Genomic DNA, 19,911 nt, shown 5'->3' on the forward strand with positions numbered 1-19,911 from the left:
AATACGGACCGTTGCGTTTGAATGAGCACGCGTCGGTCCCGGGGCGTCGGCCCACGGCCTCCAGGCCGCCCGGGCGGAAGAGACCTCCGGCAGCGATGACGCTGACGAAGTGCTGAGCCATCCGCCGGAGGCGTATTCACCATGGAAGTTTCCTGGGCCCTGTGGGTCGCGACCGTCCTCGGTCTGTCCCTCCTCATCGGTGCCGACTTCTTCATCGGCCGCAAACCCCACGACGTGTCGATCAAGGAAGCCGGCACCTGGACGGTCGTCTGGATCGTCCTCGCCGTGCTCTTCGGCCTCGGCCTGTGGTTCTTCGGCAACCCGCAGGCCTCCCAGGAGTTCTTCGCGGGCTTCATCACCGAGAAGTCCCTGAGCGTCGACAACCTGTTCGTCTTCGTCCTGATCATGGCGAAGTTCGCGGTGCCCTCCCACCTCCAGCAGCGCGTGCTGCTCATCGGCGTGCTGATCGCACTCGTCCTGCGCGCGGTCTTCATCGCCGCCGGCGCCGCGATCATCGCCAGCTTCAGCTGGGTCTTCTACATCTTCGGCGCGTTCCTGATCTACACCGCGTGGAAGCTGATCCAGGAGGCCCGCAAGGACGAGGGCGACGAGGAGTTCGAGGAGAACCGCCTCCTCAAGTCCGTCGAGAAGAAGTTCGGCGTGGCCGACCGCTACCACGGCACCAAGCTCTTCGTCGTCAACAACGGCAAGCGCGTCCTGACACCGCTGATGATCGTGATGCTCGCCATCGGCACCACCGACGTGCTGTTCGCGCTGGACTCGATCCCCGCCATCTTCGGCCTCACCCAGGACCCGTACATCGTCTTCACGGCCAACGCCTTCGCGCTGATGGGCCTGCGCCAGCTGTACTTCCTCATCGGCGGCCTGCTGGAGAAGCTGGTCCACCTCAGCTACGGTCTGTCGATCATCCTCGGCTTCATCGGCGTCAAGCTGGTGCTGCACGCCCTCCACGAGTCCGGCGTCCACGTCCCGGAGATCTCGATCCCGTTCTCCCTGGCCGTCATCTGCGGCGTCCTGATCATCACCACGATCACCAGCCTGATCGCCTCGAAGAAGCAGGCGGCGGCCGAGGCCGCCGACAGCGAGAGCGTCGGCGCCTGATCGCACCCGGGTTCACACGGGGGCGGCCGACGAGGCCGCCCCCGCGTCCACCGGCCTCTCCGCGGTCCCCGCACCCGACCGCTTCCCCACGAGCAGGGGGCTGGTCTCCGGGAGCAGTGCGAAGCATCCCAGGCTGACCAGGGCGATCCCGGTCAGGTAGGCCGCGACGCCCCACGGCGGACCGGAGCCGCCCGCCAGCGCCGTCGCCACGATCGGGGTCAGCGCCCCGCCCAGCACACCGCCCAGGTTGTAGCCGACGGCCGCGCCGGTGCAGCGGATCCGCGGGGCGTACAGCTCCGGCAGGTACGCGCCCACCACCGCGAACATCGTCACCATGCCGAGCAGCGCCACCGCGAAGCCCAGCGTCATCAGCAGCGGGTCGGCCGTCTGCAAGAGGGCCACCAGCGGGAACATCCACACGGCGCTGACGGCGCACCCGGCCAGGCACAGCGGCCGCCGTCCGTAGCGGTCGCCGAGCGCGGCCAGGAGCGGGGTCGCCAGACCCTTGACCGTGACGGCCGCCATGATGCAGGCCAGCATCGTCGTGCGGCCCACCGAGAGGTGCTCTGCGGCGTAGGCGAGGGACCAGGTGGTGACCGCGTAGAAGACGGCGTAGCCCACGGCCAGGGCCCCGCCCGTCAGCACGAGCAGCCGCCAGTGGCCCCGGACCACCTCGGAGAGCGGGGCGTCGGCCCGCCGCCCGGTGGCCGCGAGCGCGCGGAACTGCGGGGTCTCCTCCGTCGAGCGGCGCAGCCACAGCCCGGCCAGCGCCAGCAGCCCGGCCGCCCAGAACGGCACCCGCCATCCCCAGGAGGCGAACTGGGCGTCGGTCAGCGAGGCGGACAGTCCCAGCATCAGGCCGTTGGCCAGCAGGAACCCCACCGCCGGACCGATCTGCGGGAAGCTCGCCCACAGTCCGCGCCGGTGCTCCGGCGCGTGTTCTGCGGTCAGCAGCACCGCGCCGCCCCACTCCCCGCCGAGCCCCAGGCCCTGGAGGAAGCGCAGCAGGAGCAGTAGTACAGGCGCGGCGATGCCGATCGTCTCGTACGCCGGCACACAGCCGACGGCGACGGTGGCGAGGCCGGTGAGCAGCAGGGAGGCCAGCAGGACCGGGCGCCGTCCGTAGCGGTCGCCGATGTGACCGAAGACGGCGGACCCCAGCGGGCGGGCGAGGAAGCCGACGCCGAAGGTGCCGAAGGCGGCGAGGGTCCCGGCGAGTGGTGAGAAGGAGGGGAAGAAGAGCGGGCCGAGCACGAGCGCGGCAGCCGTCCCGTACACGAAGAAGTCGTAGAACTCGATCGCGGTCCCGGCGAGGGCCGCGCAGGCGAGCCGCAGCATGCCGGGCCGGGCGGGGGCCTCGTCGGCGGCGGCCCCGGGGGCTTCGTCGGCGGCGGCCCCGGGGGCTTCGTCGGCGGCGGCCCCGGGGCCCGGGGCGGAGGCGGCAGGGGGCGGAGAGGGGTCCTGTTGCATGCCGCACCAGATACCGCCTCCCCGCCCGCAGGGACATGCGTTCGGCCGTCAACGACCGGAAGGAGTGCTCCGCGTGCCGAAGTTGACGCGTTGCGCTCCCCGGACGGTCCCTACCACCCGCGCTCGCGCCACTCCGCCAGGTGCGGACGCTCGGCGCCGAGCGTGGTGTCGTTGCCATGGCCCGGGTAGACCCAGGTCTCGTCGGGCAGCTGCTCGAAGAGCTTGTGCTGCACGTCGTCGAGGAGGTTCTTGAAGGCCTCCGGGTCGCCGTGGGTGTTGCCGACGCCGCCCGGGAAGAGGCAGTCGCCGGTGAACACGTGCGCGTGGCCGTGCGGGTCGTCGTAGACCAGGGCGATCGAGCCGGGGGTGTGCCCGACCAGGTGCCGCGCGGTCAGTTCGACCCGGCCCACCCGCACCGTGTCCCCGTCCGCGACCGGGACGTCGGTCGCGACCGGGATGCCCTCGGCGTCGAGGGCGCCCGCGTAGGTCCGCGCGCCGGTGGCCGCCACGACCTCTGCGAGCGCGCCCCAGTGGTCGCCGTGCCGGTGGGTGGTGACGACGGAGGCGATGCCGTCGTCGCCGATCAGGTTCAGCAGCGTCTGCGGTTCGGCCGCCGCGTCGATGAGCAGCTGCTCGTCGGTCGCCCGACAGCGCAGCAGGTAGGCGTTGTTGTTCATCGAACCCACGGCGACTTTGGAAATCATCAGGTCCGCGAGTTCGTGCACGTCGGCCGGACCGCCGACCTTGACCTCTCCGGTGTACGTCATGTGGTGATCCTAGAGGTGTCTTCCTACAACGGCGGGAGCTCGGGGAGGGGGCCTCCCGTGGTGGTCAGGGAGGCTCCCCGGTCGCCGCGGCCGGCGAGCCAGGCGAGCAGTGCGGCGGGGGTGCCGGAGACGGTCACGACAGGGTCCCCGGCGGAGCCGGTGCGCCAGGTGCGCCCGTCGGGGGCGGCCAGGGCCGTCGCGGGCACGTCCGGGCGCCCGGACCAGCGGTCGGCGAGGAAGGCGATCTCGCGGTCGGTGAACTCCTGCGGGAGGTCGGTGAGCTCGTAGCCGATGTTCAGGTCGACGTGGTGCAGGTCGACCTCGACCCAGCGGCGGAAGGGCACGTTCGAGGCCAGGTCCGTGACGCCGTTGCGCAGCTCGACGGTGCGCGACCAGTCCTGGTCGTGCTCGGTGGCGGCGAGGAAGCGGGCCGCGGAATCACCGAGGTCCGCCAGGTGTTCTTCCAGGGGCCGGCCGGCGTCGCGTGCGATGTCCGCGTCGCGCGCCTCGCCGCTCTCGTACATCGGGCGGCCCTCGAAGACGTTCAGGAGGGCGTCGGCGTTGCGCGCGAGGTGGGCCAGGATGTGGCCGCGCGTCCAGCCGGGAAGGTGTGACTCCCCGGAGAGCCCGGCGTTGTCCAGTTTCGCGACCGCGGTCAGCAGTCGGTCCGTGGCTTCACGTACAGATCGCAGGTCGTGCACATGATCAGTCATGACGTCGAGCGTAGTGCTCGGAGCCCGTGGCCACACGATCGGGTGAAGAGGTCTGCGGAGTGCCGTAAATCGAATGTGCGTGCTATACGCTCGAAGTCCAGACTCCATCTCCACCGCAGAGGCGCCCCCCATACCCTGGGACGGGGGCCGTGCCCCCCGCTCTCTCAAGAAAGGTGCAGACCGGCGTGACCGACCGTCTCATCGTTCGTGGCGCTCGCGAGCACAACCTCAAGAACGTCTCGCTCGACCTGCCCCGCGATTCGCTCATCGTCTTCACCGGACTCTCCGGATCGGGCAAGTCCTCCCTGGCCTTCGACACGATCTTCGCCGAGGGTCAGCGCCGCTACGTCGAGTCGCTCTCGTCGTACGCCCGCCAGTTCCTCGGGCAGATGGACAAGCCCGACGTCGACTTCATCGAGGGCCTCTCCCCGGCCGTCTCGATCGACCAGAAGTCCACCTCGCGCAACCCGCGCTCGACCGTCGGCACCATCACCGAGGTCTACGACTACCTCCGCCTCCTCTTCGCCCGCATCGGCAAGCCGCACTGCCCCGAGTGCCGCCGGCCCATTGCGCGCCAGTCGCCCCAGGCGATCGTCGACAAGGTGCTCGCGCTCCCCGAGGGAAGCCGCTTCCAGGTGCTCTCGCCGCTGGTGCGCGAACGCAAGGGCGAGTTCGTGGACCTCTTCGCCGACCTCCAGACCAAGGGCTACAGCCGGGCGCGGGTGGACGGGGAGACGATCCAGCTCTCCGAGCCGCCGACGCTGAAGAAGCAGGAGAAGCACACGATCGAGGTGGTCATCGACCGCCTCACCGTCAAGGACAGTGCCAAGCGCCGCCTCACCGACAGCGTGGAGACGGCCCTCGGCCTCTCCGGTGGCATGGTGATCCTGGACTTCGTCGACCTCGCCGAGGACGACCCCGAGCGTGAACGGATGTATTCCGAGCACCTCTACTGCCCGTACGACGACCTGTCCTTCGAGGAGCTGGAGCCGCGCTCCTTCTCCTTCAACTCGCCCTTCGGCGCCTGCCCCGAGTGCACCGGCATCGGCACGCGGATGGAGGTGGACCCGGAGCTGATCGTCCCGGACGAGGACAAGTCCCTCGACGAGGGCGCGGTCTCCCCGTGGTCGCTCGGCCACACCAAGGACTACTTCCAGCGGCTGATCGGCGCGCTCGCCGCGGAGCTCGGCTTCCGTACGGACATCCCGTGGGCCGGGCTGCCGGTGCGGGCGAAGAAGGCCCTGCTGCACGGCCACCGGACCCAGATCGAGGTCCGCTATCGCAACCGCTACGGGCGCGAGCGGGCCTACACGACGGCCTTCGAGGGCGCCGTGCCGTTCGTGAAGCGGCGGCACGCGGAGTCGGAGAGCGACGCCAGCCGCGAGCGCTTCGAGGGCTACATGCGCGAGGTGCCCTGCCCGACCTGTGAGGGCACCCGCCTCAAGCCGATCGTGCTCGCGGTGACCGTGATGGAGAAGTCGATCGCCGAGGTCGCCGCCATGTCGATCAGCGAGTGCGCGGACTTCCTCGGGCGGATGCGCCTCGACGCCCGCGACAAGAAGATCGCCGAGCGGGTCCTGAAGGAGGTCAACGAGCGGCTCCGCTTCCTGGTGGACGTCGGTCTGGACTACCTCTCCCTCAACCGGGCGGCCGGCACCCTCTCGGGCGGCGAGGCCCAGCGCATCCGGCTCGCCACGCAGATCGGCTCCGGCCTCGTCGGTGTCCTCTACGTGTTGGACGAGCCGTCCATCGGCCTGCACCAGCGCGACAACCACCGGCTGATCGAGACGCTGGTGCGGCTGCGGGACATGGGCAACACCCTGATCGTCGTCGAGCACGACGAGGACACCATCAAGGTGGCCGACTGGGTCGTGGACATCGGCCCGGGTGCGGGCGAGCACGGCGGCAAGGTGGTCCACAGCGGTTCGCTCAAGGAACTGCTGAAGAACTCCGAGTCGATGACCGGGCAGTACCTCTCGGGGAAGAAGGCCATCGGGATCCCGGACGTCCGCCGGCCCGTGAACGGCGAGCGCAGGCTGACCGTCCACGGTGCCAAGGAGAACAACCTGCGGGACATCGACGTGTCCTTCCCGCTGGGCGTGCTCACGGCCGTCACCGGTGTCTCCGGCTCCGGGAAGTCGACCCTGGTCAACGACATCCTCTACACACACCTGGCGCGGGAGCTGAACGGCGCCCGCTCGGTCCCGGGGCGGCACACCCGTGTGGACGGCGACGACCTCGTCGACAAGGTGGTCCACGTCGACCAGTCGCCCATCGGCCGGACACCCCGGTCGAACCCGGCGACGTACACCGGCGTCTTCGACCACGTGCGCAAGCTCTTCGCCGAGACGATGGAGGCGAAGGTGCGCGGCTACCTGCCGGGCCGCTTCTCCTTCAACGTCAAGGGCGGCCGGTGCGAGAACTGCTCCGGCGACGGCACGATCAAGATCGAGATGAACTTCCTGCCGGACGTCTACGTCCCGTGCGAGGTCTGCCACGGCGACCGGTACAACCGGGAGACGCTGGAGGTCCACTACAAGGGCAAGTCCATCGCGGAAGTCCTCAACATGCCGATCGAGGAGGCGCTGGGCTTCTTCGAAGCCGTGCCCACGATCGCGCGCCACCTCAAGACGCTGAACGAGGTGGGTCTCGGCTACGTCCGCCTCGGCCAGTCCGCGCCGACGCTGTCAGGCGGCGAGGCGCAGCGCGTGAAGCTGGCCTCCGAGCTGCAGAAGCGCTCGACGGGCCGGACGGTGTACGTACTGGACGAGCCGACGACGGGCCTGCACTTCGAGGACATCTCGAAGCTGATCAAGGTGCTGTCGGGGCTCGTCGACAAGGGCAACTCGGTGATCGTCATCGAGCACAACCTGGACGTCATCAAGACCGCGGACTGGGTCATCGACATGGGCCCCGAAGGCGGTTACGGCGGAGGCATGGTGGTGGCCGAGGGCACGCCCGAGCAGGTGGCCTCGGTCGGCGCGAGCCACACGGGCAAGTTCCTGCGGGACATTCTGGGCGCCGACCGGGTCTCCGACGCGGCGGCACCCCCGGCACGGGCCGCGGCGAAGAAGACCCCCGTCAAGAAGGCGGCCCCGGCCAAGAAGGCGGCCGCGGCGAAGAAGGCGGCCGCGGCGAAGAAGGCGGCCGCGGCGAAGAAGGCGGCCCCCGCCAAGAAGACGGCGGCCAAAACCGCGGTGGCCCGGACCCGCAAGGCCTAGCCGGCAGCCCCGCCGGACTTCCCGCCGCCGCCCGGCCCGGCGGGAAGGGGCCGGCCCTCGTGCCGGGCCGCTACGGCCGTCTGCGGCTCCGCCTCCTGCGGGCCGTGCGGGCCCACCGGGAGGCGGGCCCGTGCGGAGCGGGGCCGGGCCGTCCCGGATGCCGGACGCACCTCGGAGGAGTAGCCCGGGTCAGTCCGGACCGGTGCCCATTCAGGCTATGAGCAGGCGGAGGCCGAGGTCTGCCGTGTCGAGGTGGGCGAGGTCGCTGTTGCGCTCGGCCCATCGGCCGGAGTCGAGGTCGTCGCGGAGGCTTCGCACCGCCCGCTGCTCGGCGTCCGGCCCGACCCTCGTCCACACCGACATCGCACGGCGGACGTGCTCCTCCAGATACGCCCCCGGTCTGCGCCAGTACGCCTCGAACAGGCCGTCAGCGCAGTCCCACGGGATAGGCACCGGCTCAGCGCGGGCGCCGATCGCGTCCGCCATCCCCGCAAGTGAGGGAAATTCCGCGAGGACGGCGGCGAACTCGGGCAGGTAGTCGCGGGTAAGCCAGAACCGGTCCTGCCATCCGGGCTCGTCGGTGTCGAAGGTCAGCACCACCACGCGGTGGGCCACGCGCCGCATCTCGCGCAGCCCCGCTATCGGGTCCCCCCAATGGTGAACCGTGGAGACGGCCATCGCCACGTCGAAGGAGTTGTCCTCGAACGGCAGGCTCTCGGCGGCGGCTGCCACGCACGGGGCCGAGTCGGCCGGCCGCTGACGCCGCATGACCTCCGACGGCTCCACCGCGGTCACCTCGCGATCAGCCGGCTCGTAGGAGCCGGTGCCGGCCCCGACATTCAGTACCGTCCGCGCGTCCCCGAGCGCGTCCGAGATCTGCGCTGCGATCCGCGGCTCGGTACGCCGCGTCGCCGTGTATGCGCCGCCGATTGCGTCGTACAGCCGTGCACCGAGCATCCCCAGTTGCTCCTCCGGTGTCACCTTCAGCCCCCTCGCCCGTGCCTCAAGTTCCTTGTCGAGGGCCGCCACCATGGCGTCAGCACGATCACGCCGCTCCAGCAGCAGGCCACGCAGTCGGCGCAGGTGCGCTACCGCGTCGGTGGACGTGTCGCCGACCAGTTCCGCAACCTCCCGCAACCCGAAGCCCAGCCGCCGGTAGGCCAGCACTTCCCTCAACCGCTCGACGTCACCCGCCGAGTACGCCCGGTACCCACCGGCGGTCCGCGCCGACGGACGGACGAGCCCGATCGCGTCATAGTGATGCAGCGTGCGGACGCTCACGTCGGCCAGCTCGGCCACGCGCCCCACGGTCCAGTGATCTTCCACGGCGCCGACTATGCAGCCTGACGTCACGTGAGGGTCAAGAGCCGCACTCATGACCCGCAGGAGCCGACGCGGAGCCGTAGCCGTAGCCGCACGCCGCCTTACCGTCAGAAACGGCTCTTTCCTGGAGCGAGATCGGAAACGGCCGCCAGGGGCGGCCGAGATGTCTGATCGATCTCCTCTACGCGCAACCCGTCAGCCGCATCGTTCGCCTCACCCTCGACGACGTCACCGACGACGAGACGGCCACGGCGCATACCCGACTCGTGAACATGTGGGCCTCCCCGTCTCACACCCGGGGCCGCACACACCCGGGGCCGCGGCACCTCCGCGGTCAGGCCGGCCGGCGGGCCCGCGGCGCCGTCGCCCGGGGCGTCCGGGCCGCTGTCAGCCGAGTTCCGCCGCGTACGGGGGCTCCGCTCCCGGCCGGGTGCAGGTCAGGGCCGCCGCGTGAGCGGCATAGGCCAGGACGTCCGGCCAGTCCACCGGGGCGCCCGGATCCGCCGCCAGGCGGTGCAGCAGGGCGGCGTTGACCGTGTCGCCCGCCCCGATCGTGTCGGCCACCGCGACCGGGCGGGCCGCCGCCGAGTGCTCCGCGCCCTCCCGCGTCCAGACCGTCAGACCTGCCGCGCCGCGGGTCAGCACCACCGCCGAGGGCCCGGCCGCCAGCCAGTCCCCGACCCGTCCACCCAGCCAGTCCGCGTCCTCCTGCGACAGCTTCAGGACTCCGGTGTGCGGCAGCAGCCGTTCGGCGAAGCGGGCCCGGTAGCCCGCCGGGTCCGCGATCAGCGCCGGCCGGACGTTGGGGTCCAGCAGGGTCAGCAGCCCCCGGCGCGACTCCCGGCGCAGCAGGGCCTCGTACGCGCTCGCGCCCGGCTCCAGGACCAGCGAGCAGGTGCCCAGCGCGAGGGCCCGGGCGCCCTCCGGGAGGGCCGGCGGCAGGGTGAACAGCCGGTCCGCGGTGCCCTCGACGTAGAACCCGTACGCGGCCGAGCCGTCCGGGGCCAGGGAGGGCACGGCGAGGGTGGTCGGCTCCGGCCCGCGCTGGACCAGCGACACGTCCACCCCGGCCGCCCGCAGTCCGGCCAGCAGGCTCTCGCCGAACCCGTCCGTGGAGACCCGGGAGCAGAAGGCGGCCTCGGCACCGAGCCGGCCGAGGGCGCGCGCCGTGTTGTACGGCCCGCCGCCCGGTCGGGGCAGCAGCGCGCCCGGCGGCCCGGCCGCGGGCACCAGGTCGATGAGGGCTTCTCCGCCGACGACGATCACGCGGAGGAAGGTACTCCATGGGGCGGCGGTATCGTCGGGTGGGCCGGTGCCCGGCCGGGAGCCGCCCGTGCCCCGCCGCACCGCCCGCCGCACCGCCCCGCCCCGTTATGTTTTCTGCGGTTCCGCAATGGGGCCGCTGGCCTCCGGGCCCGGCATGACTGTTGCCCCCTGTCGAAGGCATGACCTGGGGGGTGGTGTCACCGGGTCCGGGGGTGTTCGTCGGAGACGCTGATCAGAGGTCCGGCCACCGTCCGGTCCGGCGCAATGCTGGACAGTTCGCGGGCGGCAGGTCTGCATAACGTGGATGCGCGAGCACGACACCCGAGCCGAGGCCGGCACCGTCAACACCCCCTGGGAAGGGGCACGATGTTCGAGATCGAAGACGTGGGCGTGTTCCTGGGCCTGGACGTCGGCAAGAGCAGCCATCACGGTCATGGGCTCACCCCGGGCGGGAAGAAGGTCTTCGACAAGCAGCTGCCCAACAGCGAGCCCAAGCTGCGGGCCGTCTTCGACAAGCTGACCGCGAAGTTCGGCACCGTGCTGGTGATCGTGGACCAGCCCGCCTCCATCGGCGCCCTGCCACTGACCGTCGCCCGCGACGCGGGCTGCCAGGTCGCCTACCTGCCCGGACTGGCGATGCGCCGGATCGCCGACCTCTACCCGGGCGAGGCCAAGACCGACGCCAAGGACGCCGCCGTCATCGCGGACGCCGCCCGGACGATGCCGCACACCCTGCGCTCGCTGGAGCTGACCGACCAGATCACCGCCGAGCTGACCGTGCTCGTCGGCTTCGACCAGGACCTGGCCGCCGAGGCCACCCGCACCTCCAACCGGATACGGGGCCTGCTCACCCAGTTCCACCCCAGCCTGGAACGCGTCCTGGGCCCGCGCCTGGACCACCAGGCCGTGACCTGGCTGCTGGAGCGCTACGGATCCCCAGCCGCCCTGCGCAAGGCCGGACGCCGCAGACTCGTCGAGCTGATCCGCCCGAAGGCCCCGCGCATGGCCACCAGGCTGATCGACGACGTCTTCAACGCGCTCGACGAGCAGACCGTCGTCGTTCCCGGGACCGGCACCCTCGACATCGTCATCCCCTCCCTGGCCGCCTCGCTGGCCGCTGTCCACACCCAGCGCCGGGCGATGGAAGCCCAGATCAACGCCCTGCTGGAGGCTCACCCTCTTTCCCCGGTCCTGACGTCGATGCCCGGCGTCGGCGTCAGGACCGCCGCCGTCCTGCTGGTCACCGTCGGCGACGGCACCAGCTTCCCCACCGCCGCCCACCTCGCCTCCTACGCCGGCCTCGCCCCCACCACGAAGCAGTCCGGGACCTCGATCCATGGCGAACACGCACCCCGAGGCGGAAACCGGCAGCTCAAACGGGCGATGTTTCTCTCCGCCTTCGCCTGCATGAACGCCGACCCGGCCTCCCGCGCCTACTACGACAAGCAACGAGCACGCGGCAAAACCCACACCCAGGCCCTCCTCCGCCTCGCCCGCCAACGCATCAGCGTCCTGTTCGCCATGCTCCGCGACGGCACCTTCTACGAATCCCGGACACCGACGGACGTCGAGCTCGCCGCTTAGCCTCAGCGAGCCCGAACCACCCGAAACCCGACACAGGTGCCTTGACGAAAGACATAGAGGCACCCCCCCGCACCCCAGGAGAACCGCATGTCCGCGCCGATGCCCGCCGCCCGCCGTACCGTCCTCAAGGGTGCCGCCGCGCTCGCGGGGGCCGCGGGCGCCGGGGTGGCGCTCACGGCCTGCTCGACGGCGACCAACAGCGCCGGCACCACCCCCGCGACCCCCACCGCCCCCGTGGAACTGGGTGCCGCGGCCGACGTCCCGGTGGGCGGCGCGAAGCTCTACCGGGAGCGGAAGCTGATCGTCAGCTGCCCGGCGGAGGGCCGGTACAAGGCGTTCAGCGCCCAGTGCACGCACGCCGGCTGCGTCCTCGACACGATCGACGAAGGCGAGGGGAACTGCCCCTGCCACGGCAGCCGGTTCGACGTGGCGACGGGCAAGGTCCTGCGCGGCCCGGCCGACCGGCCGCTGCCGGAGGTGCCGGTCCGCGCCGAGAACGGCAGGCTCGTCGCGGGCTGATCGGCGCCGGCCGGCACCGACGGGACGGCGCGGGTCAGTCCCAGTCCCAGGCGATACCGAGGATCCCGCGCCGCACCGACTGCTCCACCAGGTGCACCGCCCGGTGCCGGCCGCTCGGCGTCAGGTCCGCCAGGCGGGTGCGCGGGGCCTCCGGTCCGGTGCGGGCGAACCGCCGGCAGCGCACCGGGAGGGCCGCCGCGTCGAAGCGGACCTGGAGCATGTACTGGCCGCCCGCGTAGCTGAAACCGCGCACGTACTCGCCGCTGCGCGGGCCGGTGCCGTCCTCGATGCGGTAGCCGAAGACGTGGGTGTCGCCGCGTCGCAGCCGGGCGTCGAAGAGCAGCTCGGCGACCACGACCCCGGCCTCCGGATGGCACCGCACCCGGCCCGTGCGGCAGTTCTCGTACGCCGTCACCCGCACCCGGGACGCGTCGCAGCCCGGGTCGCCGTGGTGTACGGCGAGGTAGCGGTCGACCCCGTCCCGGTGCGCCCGGACGATCTGCTGCGAATCGCGGCCCCGCAGCTCGCCCGCCGCTCCGATGTGGATCCGCTCGTGGTGGCCGAGCGAGTGCAGACCGCCGTCCGGCGGGAGGTCCAGCCCGTCGAGCAGTCGTTCCACCGTTCCGCCCCCGCTGAACAGGGTCCGGTAGGAGCGGCCGGCCGGTCGGGCGGCCGCTCCGGCGCCCGGCGCCGCGAGCAGCCCGAGGAGGGCGCCGTCGGGCAGCTCCAGGATCCGCTCAAGGGCGGTGAGGGCCCGCAGGGACTCCGGCCGGCGCGGCCTGCGGGCGCCCTGCTGCCAGTAGCTGAGGCTGGTCACGCCGACCGTGATGCCCTGGGCCGCCAAGTGGTGCCGCACCCGCTGGAGGGGCAGTCCGCGGGCGGCGAGGGCGGCGCGCAGGGCGAGGTGGAAGGGGCCGTCGCGCAGCAGCCGGTTCAGTTCCGCGGTGTTCGCCGGATCCGTGGAAGGCCGCATGGCCACTCCTCTGTGAACGTTCACACGCGCCGAGGCGGGGGTCACGGCGGCAGCGTCGGGGGACCAGGTGGAACGACAGCAACCGTTCACACCGCAGTCCCACCGTTCACACTGCAACGTCACCGCGTATTGAAGCGTGTTGACCAGATCGCGACAACTCCCCGATGCTCCTCCACAGCGTCCGGACGCGCTCCTCCACCCCCCCCACTCCCCACCTCGGGAGGAACGCGATGCGCAACCGAAACCGGCGGCTTTCCCCGGCCGCCCTCCTCACCGCCGCTCTCACCGCCCTGCTCCTCGCCCTGCCCGCCGGCACCGCCACCGCCGCCGATGCCGAGGCCTCGCCCGTTCCCGCGCTGGCCCAAAAGCGCCTGAACATCACCATGCAGGCCCAGCAGAAGTCCAACTGGTGCTGGGCCGCGGGCGGCAACACCATCGCCACCTGGTTCGGCCGCAACCACAGCCAGAACCAGTTCTGCAACGCCGCCTTCAACCGCCGGCAGGGCACCGAGTGCCCCAACAGCCAGGCCACTCTCGGCAACGTCCAGACCGGGCTGCGCTGGGCGGGCATCAGCCCCGGCTCGTACGTGAACGGCTGGCTGCAGTACTCCACCGTGCAGACCGAGATCAATGCGGGCCGCCCGATCGAGACCCGCATCCAGTGGTCCAACGGCGGCGGCCACATGCACGTCGTCTACGGCTACGACACGTCGGGCAGCTGGGTCTACTGGGGCGACCCCTGGCCCTCCAGCAACCGCTACAACTGGGCCTCCCACGCCTGGTACGTCAACAACAACACCTTCTCCTGGACCCACTCCCTCTACCGGATCGGGGCGTGACCGCCATGACCCTGCGCGCTGCGGCCGCCGCCGCCGTCCTCGCCGCCACCGCCCTGCTCGGACTCGCCCCGCAGACCGCCGCCGCCCCCGTGCCCGGGCCCCTGTCGGCCACCGCCGGGGACGGGGCGGCCGCCCCCGACACCCTGGCCACGCTCGCCCGGTTCTTCGCCCGGGAGGGCAAGGTCTCGCCCGCCGCCGCGCAGCCCCGCATCGAGGGCGAGGCGGTACCGGTCAACCACCTCTCGCCGGACTTCGTCGCGGGCAGGCCGGGGGCGCCCGTCGCCCGCCTGGAGTTCCTCGCCAGCAGGGCGGTCTCCTCCGACGGGCAGCAGGCCGCCCTGTGGACGGCCCGGAGCGGGGCCGGCTGGCAGGTGGTGAACATCGCCAGCGGCGACGACGAATTCCGCTACGCCCGGCTGGGAGCCGCGAAACTGCCCGGCGGGACCGTGTTCCGGGAGCCGCAGATCGACGCCTGGTACGTGGCCGGCGACAGCCGGGTGCTGCCGCTGGACGAGGACGCCGTGCGCGCCGTGGGCGCCGGTGGCACCACGCTCGCCGCCTACCGGGCGCGGGTCGCCAGGGCGTACGGGGACAAGCTCCCCGGCTCCCCGTACGCCGACCGCGGCACGGCGGGCGGCTACGCCGAGAGCTCCGCGGCCGCCGGGCCCCCGGTCGCCGCCGTGACCGGCGCCGCCGGGGCGCTCGCCCTCGGCGGGGCCGGGGTGCTGATCCTGCGCCGCAGGCGCGCCGCGGCGTAGCCGCTCGCAGGGCCCGGCCCCCGCCGATGGGGCCGGGCCTCCCCGTCCGGCCGCGGCGCCGCGGCCGGACGCTCGGACGCCGGCTCGACCTGCGGCCCGGCTCGGCCCGGGCCAGGCCCCCCGGGCCGCGCGAGCCCCGCGCGGCGGACCCCGCGGATCCGCGGACCGGCCCGAACTGCTGCGGTTCGTTGTCGGCGCGCGCCAGTAGGGTGGTCGGCATGGCCGACCCTTCCAGCTACCGCCCCCAGCCGGGGCAGATCCCCGACTCCCCGGGGGTCTACCGATTCCGCGACGAGCACCGCCGGGTGATCTACGTCGGGAAGGCCAAGAGCCTGCGCCAGCGCCTGGCCAACTACTTCCAGGACGTCGCCGGCCTGCACCCCCGTACCGCCACCATGGTGACCACGGCCGCCTCCGTGGAGTGGACCGTGGTCTCCACCGAGGTCGAGGCGCTCCAGCTGGAGTACTCCTGGATCAAGGAGTACGACCCCCGGTTCAACGTCAAGTACCGGGACGACAAGAGCTACCCCTCGCTCGCCGTCACCCTGAACGAGGAGTACCCCCGGGTCCAGGTCATGCGGGGACCCAAGAAGAAGGGCGTGCGCTACTTCGGCCCGTACGCCCACGCCTGGGCGATCCGCGAGACCGTCGACCTGATGCTGCGGGTCTTCCCGGTACGGACCTGCTCCGCCGGAGTGTTCAAGCGCTCCGCCCAGATCGGCCGGCCCTGCCTCCTCGGCTACATCGGCAAGTGCTCCGCGCCCTGCGTCGGCCGGGTCACTCCCGAGGAGCACCGCGAACTGGCCGAGGACTTCTGCGACTTCATGGCCGGCCGCACCGGCGCCTACCTCTCCCGGCTGGAGAAGGAGATGCGCATCGCGGCCGAGGACATGGAGTACGAGAAGGCCGCCCGGCTGCGCGACGACATCGGGGCGCTGCGCCGGGCCATGGAGAAGAACGCCGTGGTGCTCGCCGACGCCACCGACGCCGACCTGATCGCCGTCGCCGAGGACGAGCTCGAAGCCGCCGTGCAGATCTTCCACGTCCGCGGCGGCCGCGTCCGCGGCCAGCGCGGCTGGGTCACCGACAAGGTCGAGGCCGTCGACACCGCCGGACTGGTCGAGCACGCGCTCCAGCAGCTCTACGGCGAGGAGAAGGGCGAGTCCGTCCCGAAGGAGGTGCTGGTCCCCGCGCTCCCCGAGGACACATCCGCGCTGGCCCAGTGGCTCGCCGGGCGGCGGGGGTCCCAGGTCAGCCTGCGGATACCGCAGCGCGGCGACAAGAAGGCCCTCATGGAGACCGTCCACCGCAACGCGCAGCAGTCCCTCGCCCTGCACAAGACCAAGCGCGCCAGCGACCTCACCACCCGCTCCCGGGCGCTGGAGGAGATCGCCGAAGCTCTGGGGCTGGACGGCGCACCACTGCGCATCGAGTGCTTCGACATCTCCCACCTGCAGGGGGACGACGTCGTCGCGTCCATGGTCGTCTTCGAGGACGGCCTGGCCCGCAAGAGCGAGTACCGGCGCTTCCAGGTCAAGTCCTTCGAGGGCCAGGACGACGTCCGGTCCATGCACGAGGTGGTCTCGCGGCGCTTCCGCCGCTACCTCCTGGAGAAGTCGAAGACGGGGGAGTGGGACCCCCAGGACGGCGAGGACGTGCCGCCCGAGGACGACGGCAGGCCCAAGCGCTTCGCCTACCCGCCCCAGCTGGTCGTGGTCGACGGCGGGCAGCCGCAGGTCGCCGCGGCCCGGCGCGCCCTGGACGAGCTCGGCATCGACGACGTCGCCGTGTGCGGCCTCGCCAAGCGGCTGGAGGAGGTCTGGCTGCCCGGCGAGGACGACCCCGTCGTCCTGCCGCGCACCAGCGAGGGCCTCTACCTGCTCCAGCGGGTACGTGACGAAGCCCACCGCTTCGCCATCCAGTACCAGCGCAGCAAGCGCGGCAAGCGCCTGAAGTCGGGTCCCCTGGATGAGGTGCCGGGGCTGGGTGAGACCCGCAAGCAGGCTCTGGTGAAGCACTTCGGTTCGGTGAAGAAGCTGAGACAGGCGACAATCGACCAGATCTGCGAGGTTCCGGGCATAGGACGGAAGACGGCCGAGACGGTGGCCGCGGCCCTCGCCGGGGCGGCCCCCGCCGGTCCTGCGGTCAACACGGCCACAGGAGAGATCATTGAGGATGAGAACCCCGCGCCAGCGGGAGCATCGTCCGAACGGGGGACCGAGCAATGACCGAGCACGAGACCGCGCACGACCGAGACGGAGCACAGGTGAGTACGGGCACGACCATGGAGCCCGGCGAGACCGCCGAGGCGGCCATCCCCGAGCTGGTGATCATCTCCGGCATGTCCGGGGCCGGCCGCAGCACGGCCGCCAAGTGTCTGGAGGACCTCGGCTGGTTCGTCGTCGACAACCTCCCACCGGCGCTGATCCCCACCATGGTGGAGCTCGGCGCCCGCTCCCAGGGCAACGTGGCCCGCATCGCGGTCGTCGTCGACGTCCGCGGCCGCCAGTTCTTCGACGCCCTCCGCGAGTCCCTCGCCGACCTCGACAGCAAGGGCGTCACCCGCCGCATCGTCTTCCTGGAGTCCTCCGACGACGCGCTGGTCCGCCGCTTCGAGTCGGTCCGCCGCCCGCACCCGCTCCAGGGCGACGGCCGCATCACCGACGGCATCGCCGCCGAGCGCGACCTGCTGCGCGAGCTGCGCGGCGACGCCGACCTGGTGATCGACACCTCCAGCCTGAACGTCCACGAGCTGCGCGCCAAGATGGACGCCCAGTTCGCCGGGGACGAGGAGCCCGAGCTGCGGGCCACCGTCATGTCCTTCGGCTACAAGTACGGCCTTCCCGTCGACGCCGACCTCGTCGTCGACTGCCGCTTCATCCCCAACCCGCACTGGGTCCCGGAGCTGCGCCCCTTCACCGGGCTCAACGAGGAGGTGTCGGGGTACGTCTTCGGCCAGCCCGGCGCCAAGGAGTTCCTCGACCGCTACACCGAGCTGCTCCAGCTCATCGCCACCGGCTACCGCCGCGAGGGCAAGCGGTACGTGACCATCGCGGTCGGGTGCACCGGCGGCAAGCACCGCAGCGTGGCCATGTCCGAGAAGCTCGCCGCCCGCCTCGCCTCCGAAGGGGTCGAGACCGTCGTCGTCCACAGGGACATGGGGCGCGAGTGACCGCACGGACCCCGCGGCTGAGCCGCCTGCGCCGCCTCACCCCGGGACGGGGAGAGGACGGCACGGGCCGCTCCGGCCGCCGGAGGGGCGCCACGCCCAAGGTGGTCGCGCTCGGTGGCGGCCAGGGCCTGTCGGCCTCCCTCGCCGCCCTGCGCCGGATCACCGGTGACCTCACCGCCGTGGTCACCGTCGCCGACGACGGCGGCTCCAGCGGACGGCTCCGGGAGGAGCTCGGCGTGCTGCCCCCCGGCGACCTGCGCAAGGCGCTGGCGGCGCTGTGCGGGGACGACGACTGGGGCCAGACCTGGTCCCGGGTCATCCAGCACCGCTTCCAGTCCGAGGGCGACCTGCACGGGCACGCCGTCGGCAATCTGCTGATCGTCGCCCTGTGGGAACAGCTCGGCGACCCCGTCCAGGCCCTCGACCTGGTGGGCCGGCTGCTGGGCGCGCAGGGCCGGGTGCTACCGATGTCGGCGGTGCCGCTGGAGCTCCAGGCGCTGGTCAGGGGACACGATCCGGCCCGGCCCGAGGACGTCGACACCGTCCGCGGGCAGGCCACCGTGGCCCTGACCCCGGGCGAGGTGCTCTCCGTGCAGGTCGTGCCGAGTGCCCCGCCGGCCGTGCCGGAGGCCGTGGCGGCGGTGCTGGACGCGGACTGGGTCGTGCTGGGCCCGGGCTCGTGGTTCTCCTCCGTGATCCCGCACCTGCTGGTGCCGGAACTGCTGGACGCGCTCGTCGAGACCAAGGCCCGGCGGGTCCTGTCGCTGAACCTCGCACCGCAGCCCGGCGAAACAGAGGGCTTCTCTCCGCAGCGTCATTTGGAGGTTTTGGCCCGACACGCCCCTAAACTCGCCCTGGACGTGGTGCTGGCCGACGAGGCCGCCGTGCCCGACCGCGAGTCCCTTTCCGATGCCGCGAAACGGTTCGGTGCGGCGGTCGAGCTGGCGCCCGTGGCCAGGCAGGACGGCTCGCCGAAGCACGACCCGGAACTGCTGGCCGCCGCGTACGACCGTATTTTTCGGATGCATGGAAGGATCGGCCCATGGCGATGACGCCTGCGGTGAAGGACGAGATCTCCCGCCTGCCCGTCACCCGGACCTGCTGCAGGAAGGCGGAGGTCTCGGCGATCCTTCGGTTCGCGGGCGGGCTGCACCTGGTGAGCGGCCGCATCGTCATCGAGGCGGAGCTGGACACCGGGATCGCCGCCCGACGCCTGCGCAAGGACATCCTGGAGATCTTCGGCCATTCCTCGGATCTCGTGGTGATGGCGCCCGGCGGATTGCGCCGCGGCAGCCGCTACGTGGTCCGCGTCGTGGCCGGCGGTGACCAGCTGGCGCGTCAGACGGGCCTCGTGGACGGCCGCGGGCGCCCCATCCGGGGTCTTCCGCCGCAGGTGGTCTCCGGGGCCACCTGTGACGCCGAGGCGGCGTGGCGCGGCGCCTTCCTGGCCCACGGCTCGCTCACCGAGCCGGGCCGGTCCTCCTCCCTGGAGGTCACCTGCCCCGGCCCGGAGGCCGCCCTGGCCCTGGTGGGCGCCGCCCGCAGGCTCTCCATCGCCGCGAAGGCGCGCGAGGTGCGCGGAGTGGACCGGGTCGTCGTGCGCGACGGCGACGCCATCGGCGCGCTGCTGACCCGCCTCGGCGCGCACGAGTCGGTGCTGGCCTGGGAGGAGCGGCGGATGCGCCGCGAGGTGCGGGCCACCGCCAACCGCCTCGCCAACTTCGACGACGCCAACCTGCGCCGCTCGGCGCGGGCCGCCGTGGCCGCCGGAGCCCGCGTGCAGCGCGCGCTGGAGATCCTCGGCGAGGAGGTCCCCGAGCACCTCGCCGCGGCCGGCCGGCTGCGCATGGAGCACAAGCAGGCCTCCCTGGAGGAGCTCGGCGCGCTCGCCGACCCGCCGCTGACCAAGGACGCGGTCGCCGGCAGGATCCGGCGCCTGCTGGCGATGGCCGACAAGCGGGCCCAGGACCTGGGCATCCCGGGCACCGAGTCGAATCTCGACCTCAGCGAGGAGATGGCCGACAACATGGCCGGATAGACCCCGCCGGGCGGGACGCCCGCTGCTGCGGAAGGGGCTCGCGCGATCACTCGTGCGGGCCCTTCGCGGTATGCCCCATTGACATGAGCATGGGCGGTCTTGAGTCTGGCGTCCGAACCTTTCGTGGCAGCCGACGCCCAGGGGGG

At 72.1% G+C, this 19,911-nt stretch carries 16 protein-coding genes; 10 read left to right on the forward strand and 6 right to left on the reverse strand.

The annotated features are described in order from the left end of the window. Positions 1–141: 141 nt before the first annotated feature. Positions 142–1,122: a TerC family protein gene (locus AW27_RS25785; protein WP_037926621.1), complete on the forward strand. Its 981-nt coding sequence runs from the start codon at positions 142–144 to the stop codon at positions 1,120–1,122. Between the two features lie 12 nt (positions 1,123–1,134). Here AW27_RS25785 and AW27_RS25790 read toward each other — a convergent pair whose 3' ends face one another. From AW27_RS25790 to AW27_RS25800, 3 genes are all read right to left on the reverse strand, one after another. Next, positions 1,135–2,460 carry an MFS transporter gene (locus AW27_RS25790; RefSeq protein WP_037927487.1) on the reverse strand — a complete coding sequence of 442 codons (1,326 nt, stop codon included), beginning with the start codon at positions 2,458–2,460 and terminating at the stop codon, positions 1,135–1,137. Positions 2,461–2,702: 242 nt separating this feature from the next. Then, positions 2,703–3,359 carry an MBL fold metallo-hydrolase gene (locus AW27_RS25795; RefSeq protein WP_037926619.1) on the reverse strand — a complete coding sequence of 219 codons (657 nt, stop codon included), beginning with the start codon at positions 3,357–3,359 and terminating at the stop codon, positions 2,703–2,705. A gap of 23 nt (positions 3,360–3,382) precedes the next feature. Beyond that, on the reverse strand, positions 3,383–4,072 hold the full coding sequence (locus tag AW27_RS25800; RefSeq protein ID WP_037926616.1) for a maleylpyruvate isomerase family mycothiol-dependent enzyme: 690 nt from the start codon (positions 4,070–4,072) through the stop codon (positions 3,383–3,385). A 185-nt stretch (positions 4,073–4,257) separates the two neighbouring features. On the opposite strand from AW27_RS25800, the gene uvrA reads away from it, so the two are divergent. Further along, positions 4,258–7,293 (forward strand): excinuclease ABC subunit UvrA, encoded by a 3,036-nt coding sequence (gene uvrA, locus AW27_RS25805; RefSeq protein WP_037927484.1) that lies wholly within the window; start codon positions 4,258–4,260, stop codon positions 7,291–7,293. A gap of 210 nt (positions 7,294–7,503) precedes the next feature. Here the strand turns inward: uvrA and AW27_RS25810 are convergent, their stop codons facing one another. After that, positions 7,504–8,601, reverse strand: coding sequence for a MerR family transcriptional regulator (locus AW27_RS25810; protein ID WP_037927482.1), 1,098 nt, complete (start codon positions 8,599–8,601; stop codon positions 7,504–7,506). A gap of 402 nt (positions 8,602–9,003) precedes the next feature. Further along, positions 9,004–9,882 (reverse strand): carbohydrate kinase family protein, encoded by an 879-nt coding sequence (locus AW27_RS25815; RefSeq protein WP_037926614.1) that lies wholly within the window; start codon positions 9,880–9,882, stop codon positions 9,004–9,006. 366 nt (positions 9,883–10,248) lie between these two features. Here AW27_RS25815 and AW27_RS25820 point away from each other — a divergent pair, with 366 nt between their 5' ends. Together AW27_RS25820 and AW27_RS25825 are read left to right on the forward strand one after the other, a co-directional pair. Beyond that, positions 10,249–11,466 (forward strand): IS110 family RNA-guided transposase, encoded by a 1,218-nt coding sequence (locus tag AW27_RS25820; RefSeq protein ID WP_304949841.1) that lies wholly within the window; start codon positions 10,249–10,251, stop codon positions 11,464–11,466. An 87-nt stretch (positions 11,467–11,553) separates the two neighbouring features. Next, the gene (locus AW27_RS25825; protein ID WP_037930243.1) at positions 11,554–11,985 is read left to right on the forward strand and encodes a Rieske (2Fe-2S) protein; all 432 of its coding nucleotides are present in this window, start codon (positions 11,554–11,556) and stop codon (positions 11,983–11,985) included. Positions 11,986–12,019: 34 nt separating this feature from the next. Here the strand turns inward: AW27_RS25825 and AW27_RS25830 are convergent, their stop codons facing one another. Further along, positions 12,020–12,958, reverse strand: a complete 939-nt coding sequence (locus tag AW27_RS25830; protein ID WP_037930051.1) for a hypothetical protein — start codon at positions 12,956–12,958, stop codon at positions 12,020–12,022. A 230-nt stretch (positions 12,959–13,188) separates the two neighbouring features. Between AW27_RS25830 and AW27_RS25835 the strand changes: the two genes are divergently transcribed. The 6 genes from AW27_RS25835 (at position 13,189) to whiA (ending at position 19,765) form a co-directional block, all read left to right on the forward strand. Continuing rightward, complete coding sequence (locus AW27_RS25835; RefSeq protein WP_037930053.1) at positions 13,189–13,797, forward strand: papain-like cysteine protease family protein; 609 nt, start codon at positions 13,189–13,191, stop codon at positions 13,795–13,797. A 5-nt stretch (positions 13,798–13,802) separates the two neighbouring features. Beyond that, positions 13,803–14,555, forward strand: coding sequence for a hypothetical protein (locus AW27_RS25840; RefSeq protein ID WP_037930246.1), 753 nt, complete (start codon positions 13,803–13,805; stop codon positions 14,553–14,555). Between the two features lie 218 nt (positions 14,556–14,773). Continuing rightward, positions 14,774–16,783: an excinuclease ABC subunit UvrC gene (uvrC, locus tag AW27_RS25845; protein ID WP_037930056.1), complete on the forward strand. Its 2,010-nt coding sequence runs from the start codon at positions 14,774–14,776 to the stop codon at positions 16,781–16,783. Next, the gene (gene rapZ / locus AW27_RS25850) at positions 16,780–17,727 is read left to right on the forward strand and encodes an RNase adapter RapZ (protein WP_052031354.1); all 948 of its coding nucleotides are present in this window, start codon (positions 16,780–16,782) and stop codon (positions 17,725–17,727) included. The genes uvrC and rapZ overlap by 4 nt, the downstream gene beginning before the upstream one ends. Beyond that, positions 17,724–18,779 carry a gluconeogenesis factor YvcK family protein gene (locus tag AW27_RS25855; RefSeq protein ID WP_037930059.1) on the forward strand — a complete coding sequence of 352 codons (1,056 nt, stop codon included), beginning with the start codon at positions 17,724–17,726 and terminating at the stop codon, positions 18,777–18,779. The genes rapZ and AW27_RS25855 overlap by 4 nt, the downstream gene beginning before the upstream one ends. After that, positions 18,770–19,765, forward strand: coding sequence for a DNA-binding protein WhiA (gene whiA, locus AW27_RS25860; RefSeq protein WP_030009075.1), 996 nt, complete (start codon positions 18,770–18,772; stop codon positions 19,763–19,765). Before AW27_RS25855 ends, whiA begins: the two co-directional genes overlap by 10 nt. Positions 19,766–19,911 lie beyond the last annotated feature (146 nt).

Origin of the sequence: Streptomyces sp. PCS3-D2 (assembly GCF_000612545.2) — a bacterium.
Classification (GTDB): domain Bacteria; phylum Actinomycetota; class Actinomycetes; order Streptomycetales; family Streptomycetaceae; genus Streptomyces.

Coding starts and splice junctions, on each gene's coding strand:
- AW27_RS25785 (WP_037926621.1), top strand. CDS start 142: ATGGAAGTTTCCTGGGCCCTGTGGGTCGCGACCGTCCTCGGTCTGTCC.
- AW27_RS25790 (WP_037927487.1), bottom strand. CDS start 2,460: ATGCTGCGGCTCGCCTGCGCGGCCCTCGCCGGGACCGCGATCGAGTTC.
- AW27_RS25795 (WP_037926619.1), bottom strand. CDS start 3,359: ATGACGTACACCGGAGAGGTCAAGGTCGGCGGTCCGGCCGACGTGCAC.
- AW27_RS25800 (WP_037926616.1), bottom strand. CDS start 4,072: ATGACTGATCATGTGCACGACCTGCGATCTGTACGTGAAGCCACGGAC.
- AW27_RS25820 (WP_304949841.1), top strand. CDS start 10,249: ATGTTCGAGATCGAAGACGTGGGCGTGTTCCTGGGCCTGGACGTCGGC.
- AW27_RS25825 (WP_037930243.1), top strand. CDS start 11,554: ATGTCCGCGCCGATGCCCGCCGCCCGCCGTACCGTCCTCAAGGGTGCC.
- AW27_RS25830 (WP_037930051.1), bottom strand. CDS start 12,958: ATGCGGCCTTCCACGGATCCGGCGAACACCGCGGAACTGAACCGGCTG.
- AW27_RS25835 (WP_037930053.1), top strand. CDS start 13,189: ATGCGCAACCGAAACCGGCGGCTTTCCCCGGCCGCCCTCCTCACCGCC.
- AW27_RS25840 (WP_037930246.1), top strand. CDS start 13,803: ATGACCCTGCGCGCTGCGGCCGCCGCCGCCGTCCTCGCCGCCACCGCC.
- uvrC (WP_037930056.1), top strand. CDS start 14,774: ATGGCCGACCCTTCCAGCTACCGCCCCCAGCCGGGGCAGATCCCCGAC.
- rapZ (WP_052031354.1), top strand. CDS start 16,780: ATGACCGAGCACGAGACCGCGCACGACCGAGACGGAGCACAGGTGAGT.
- whiA (WP_030009075.1), top strand. CDS start 18,770: ATGGCGATGACGCCTGCGGTGAAGGACGAGATCTCCCGCCTGCCCGTC.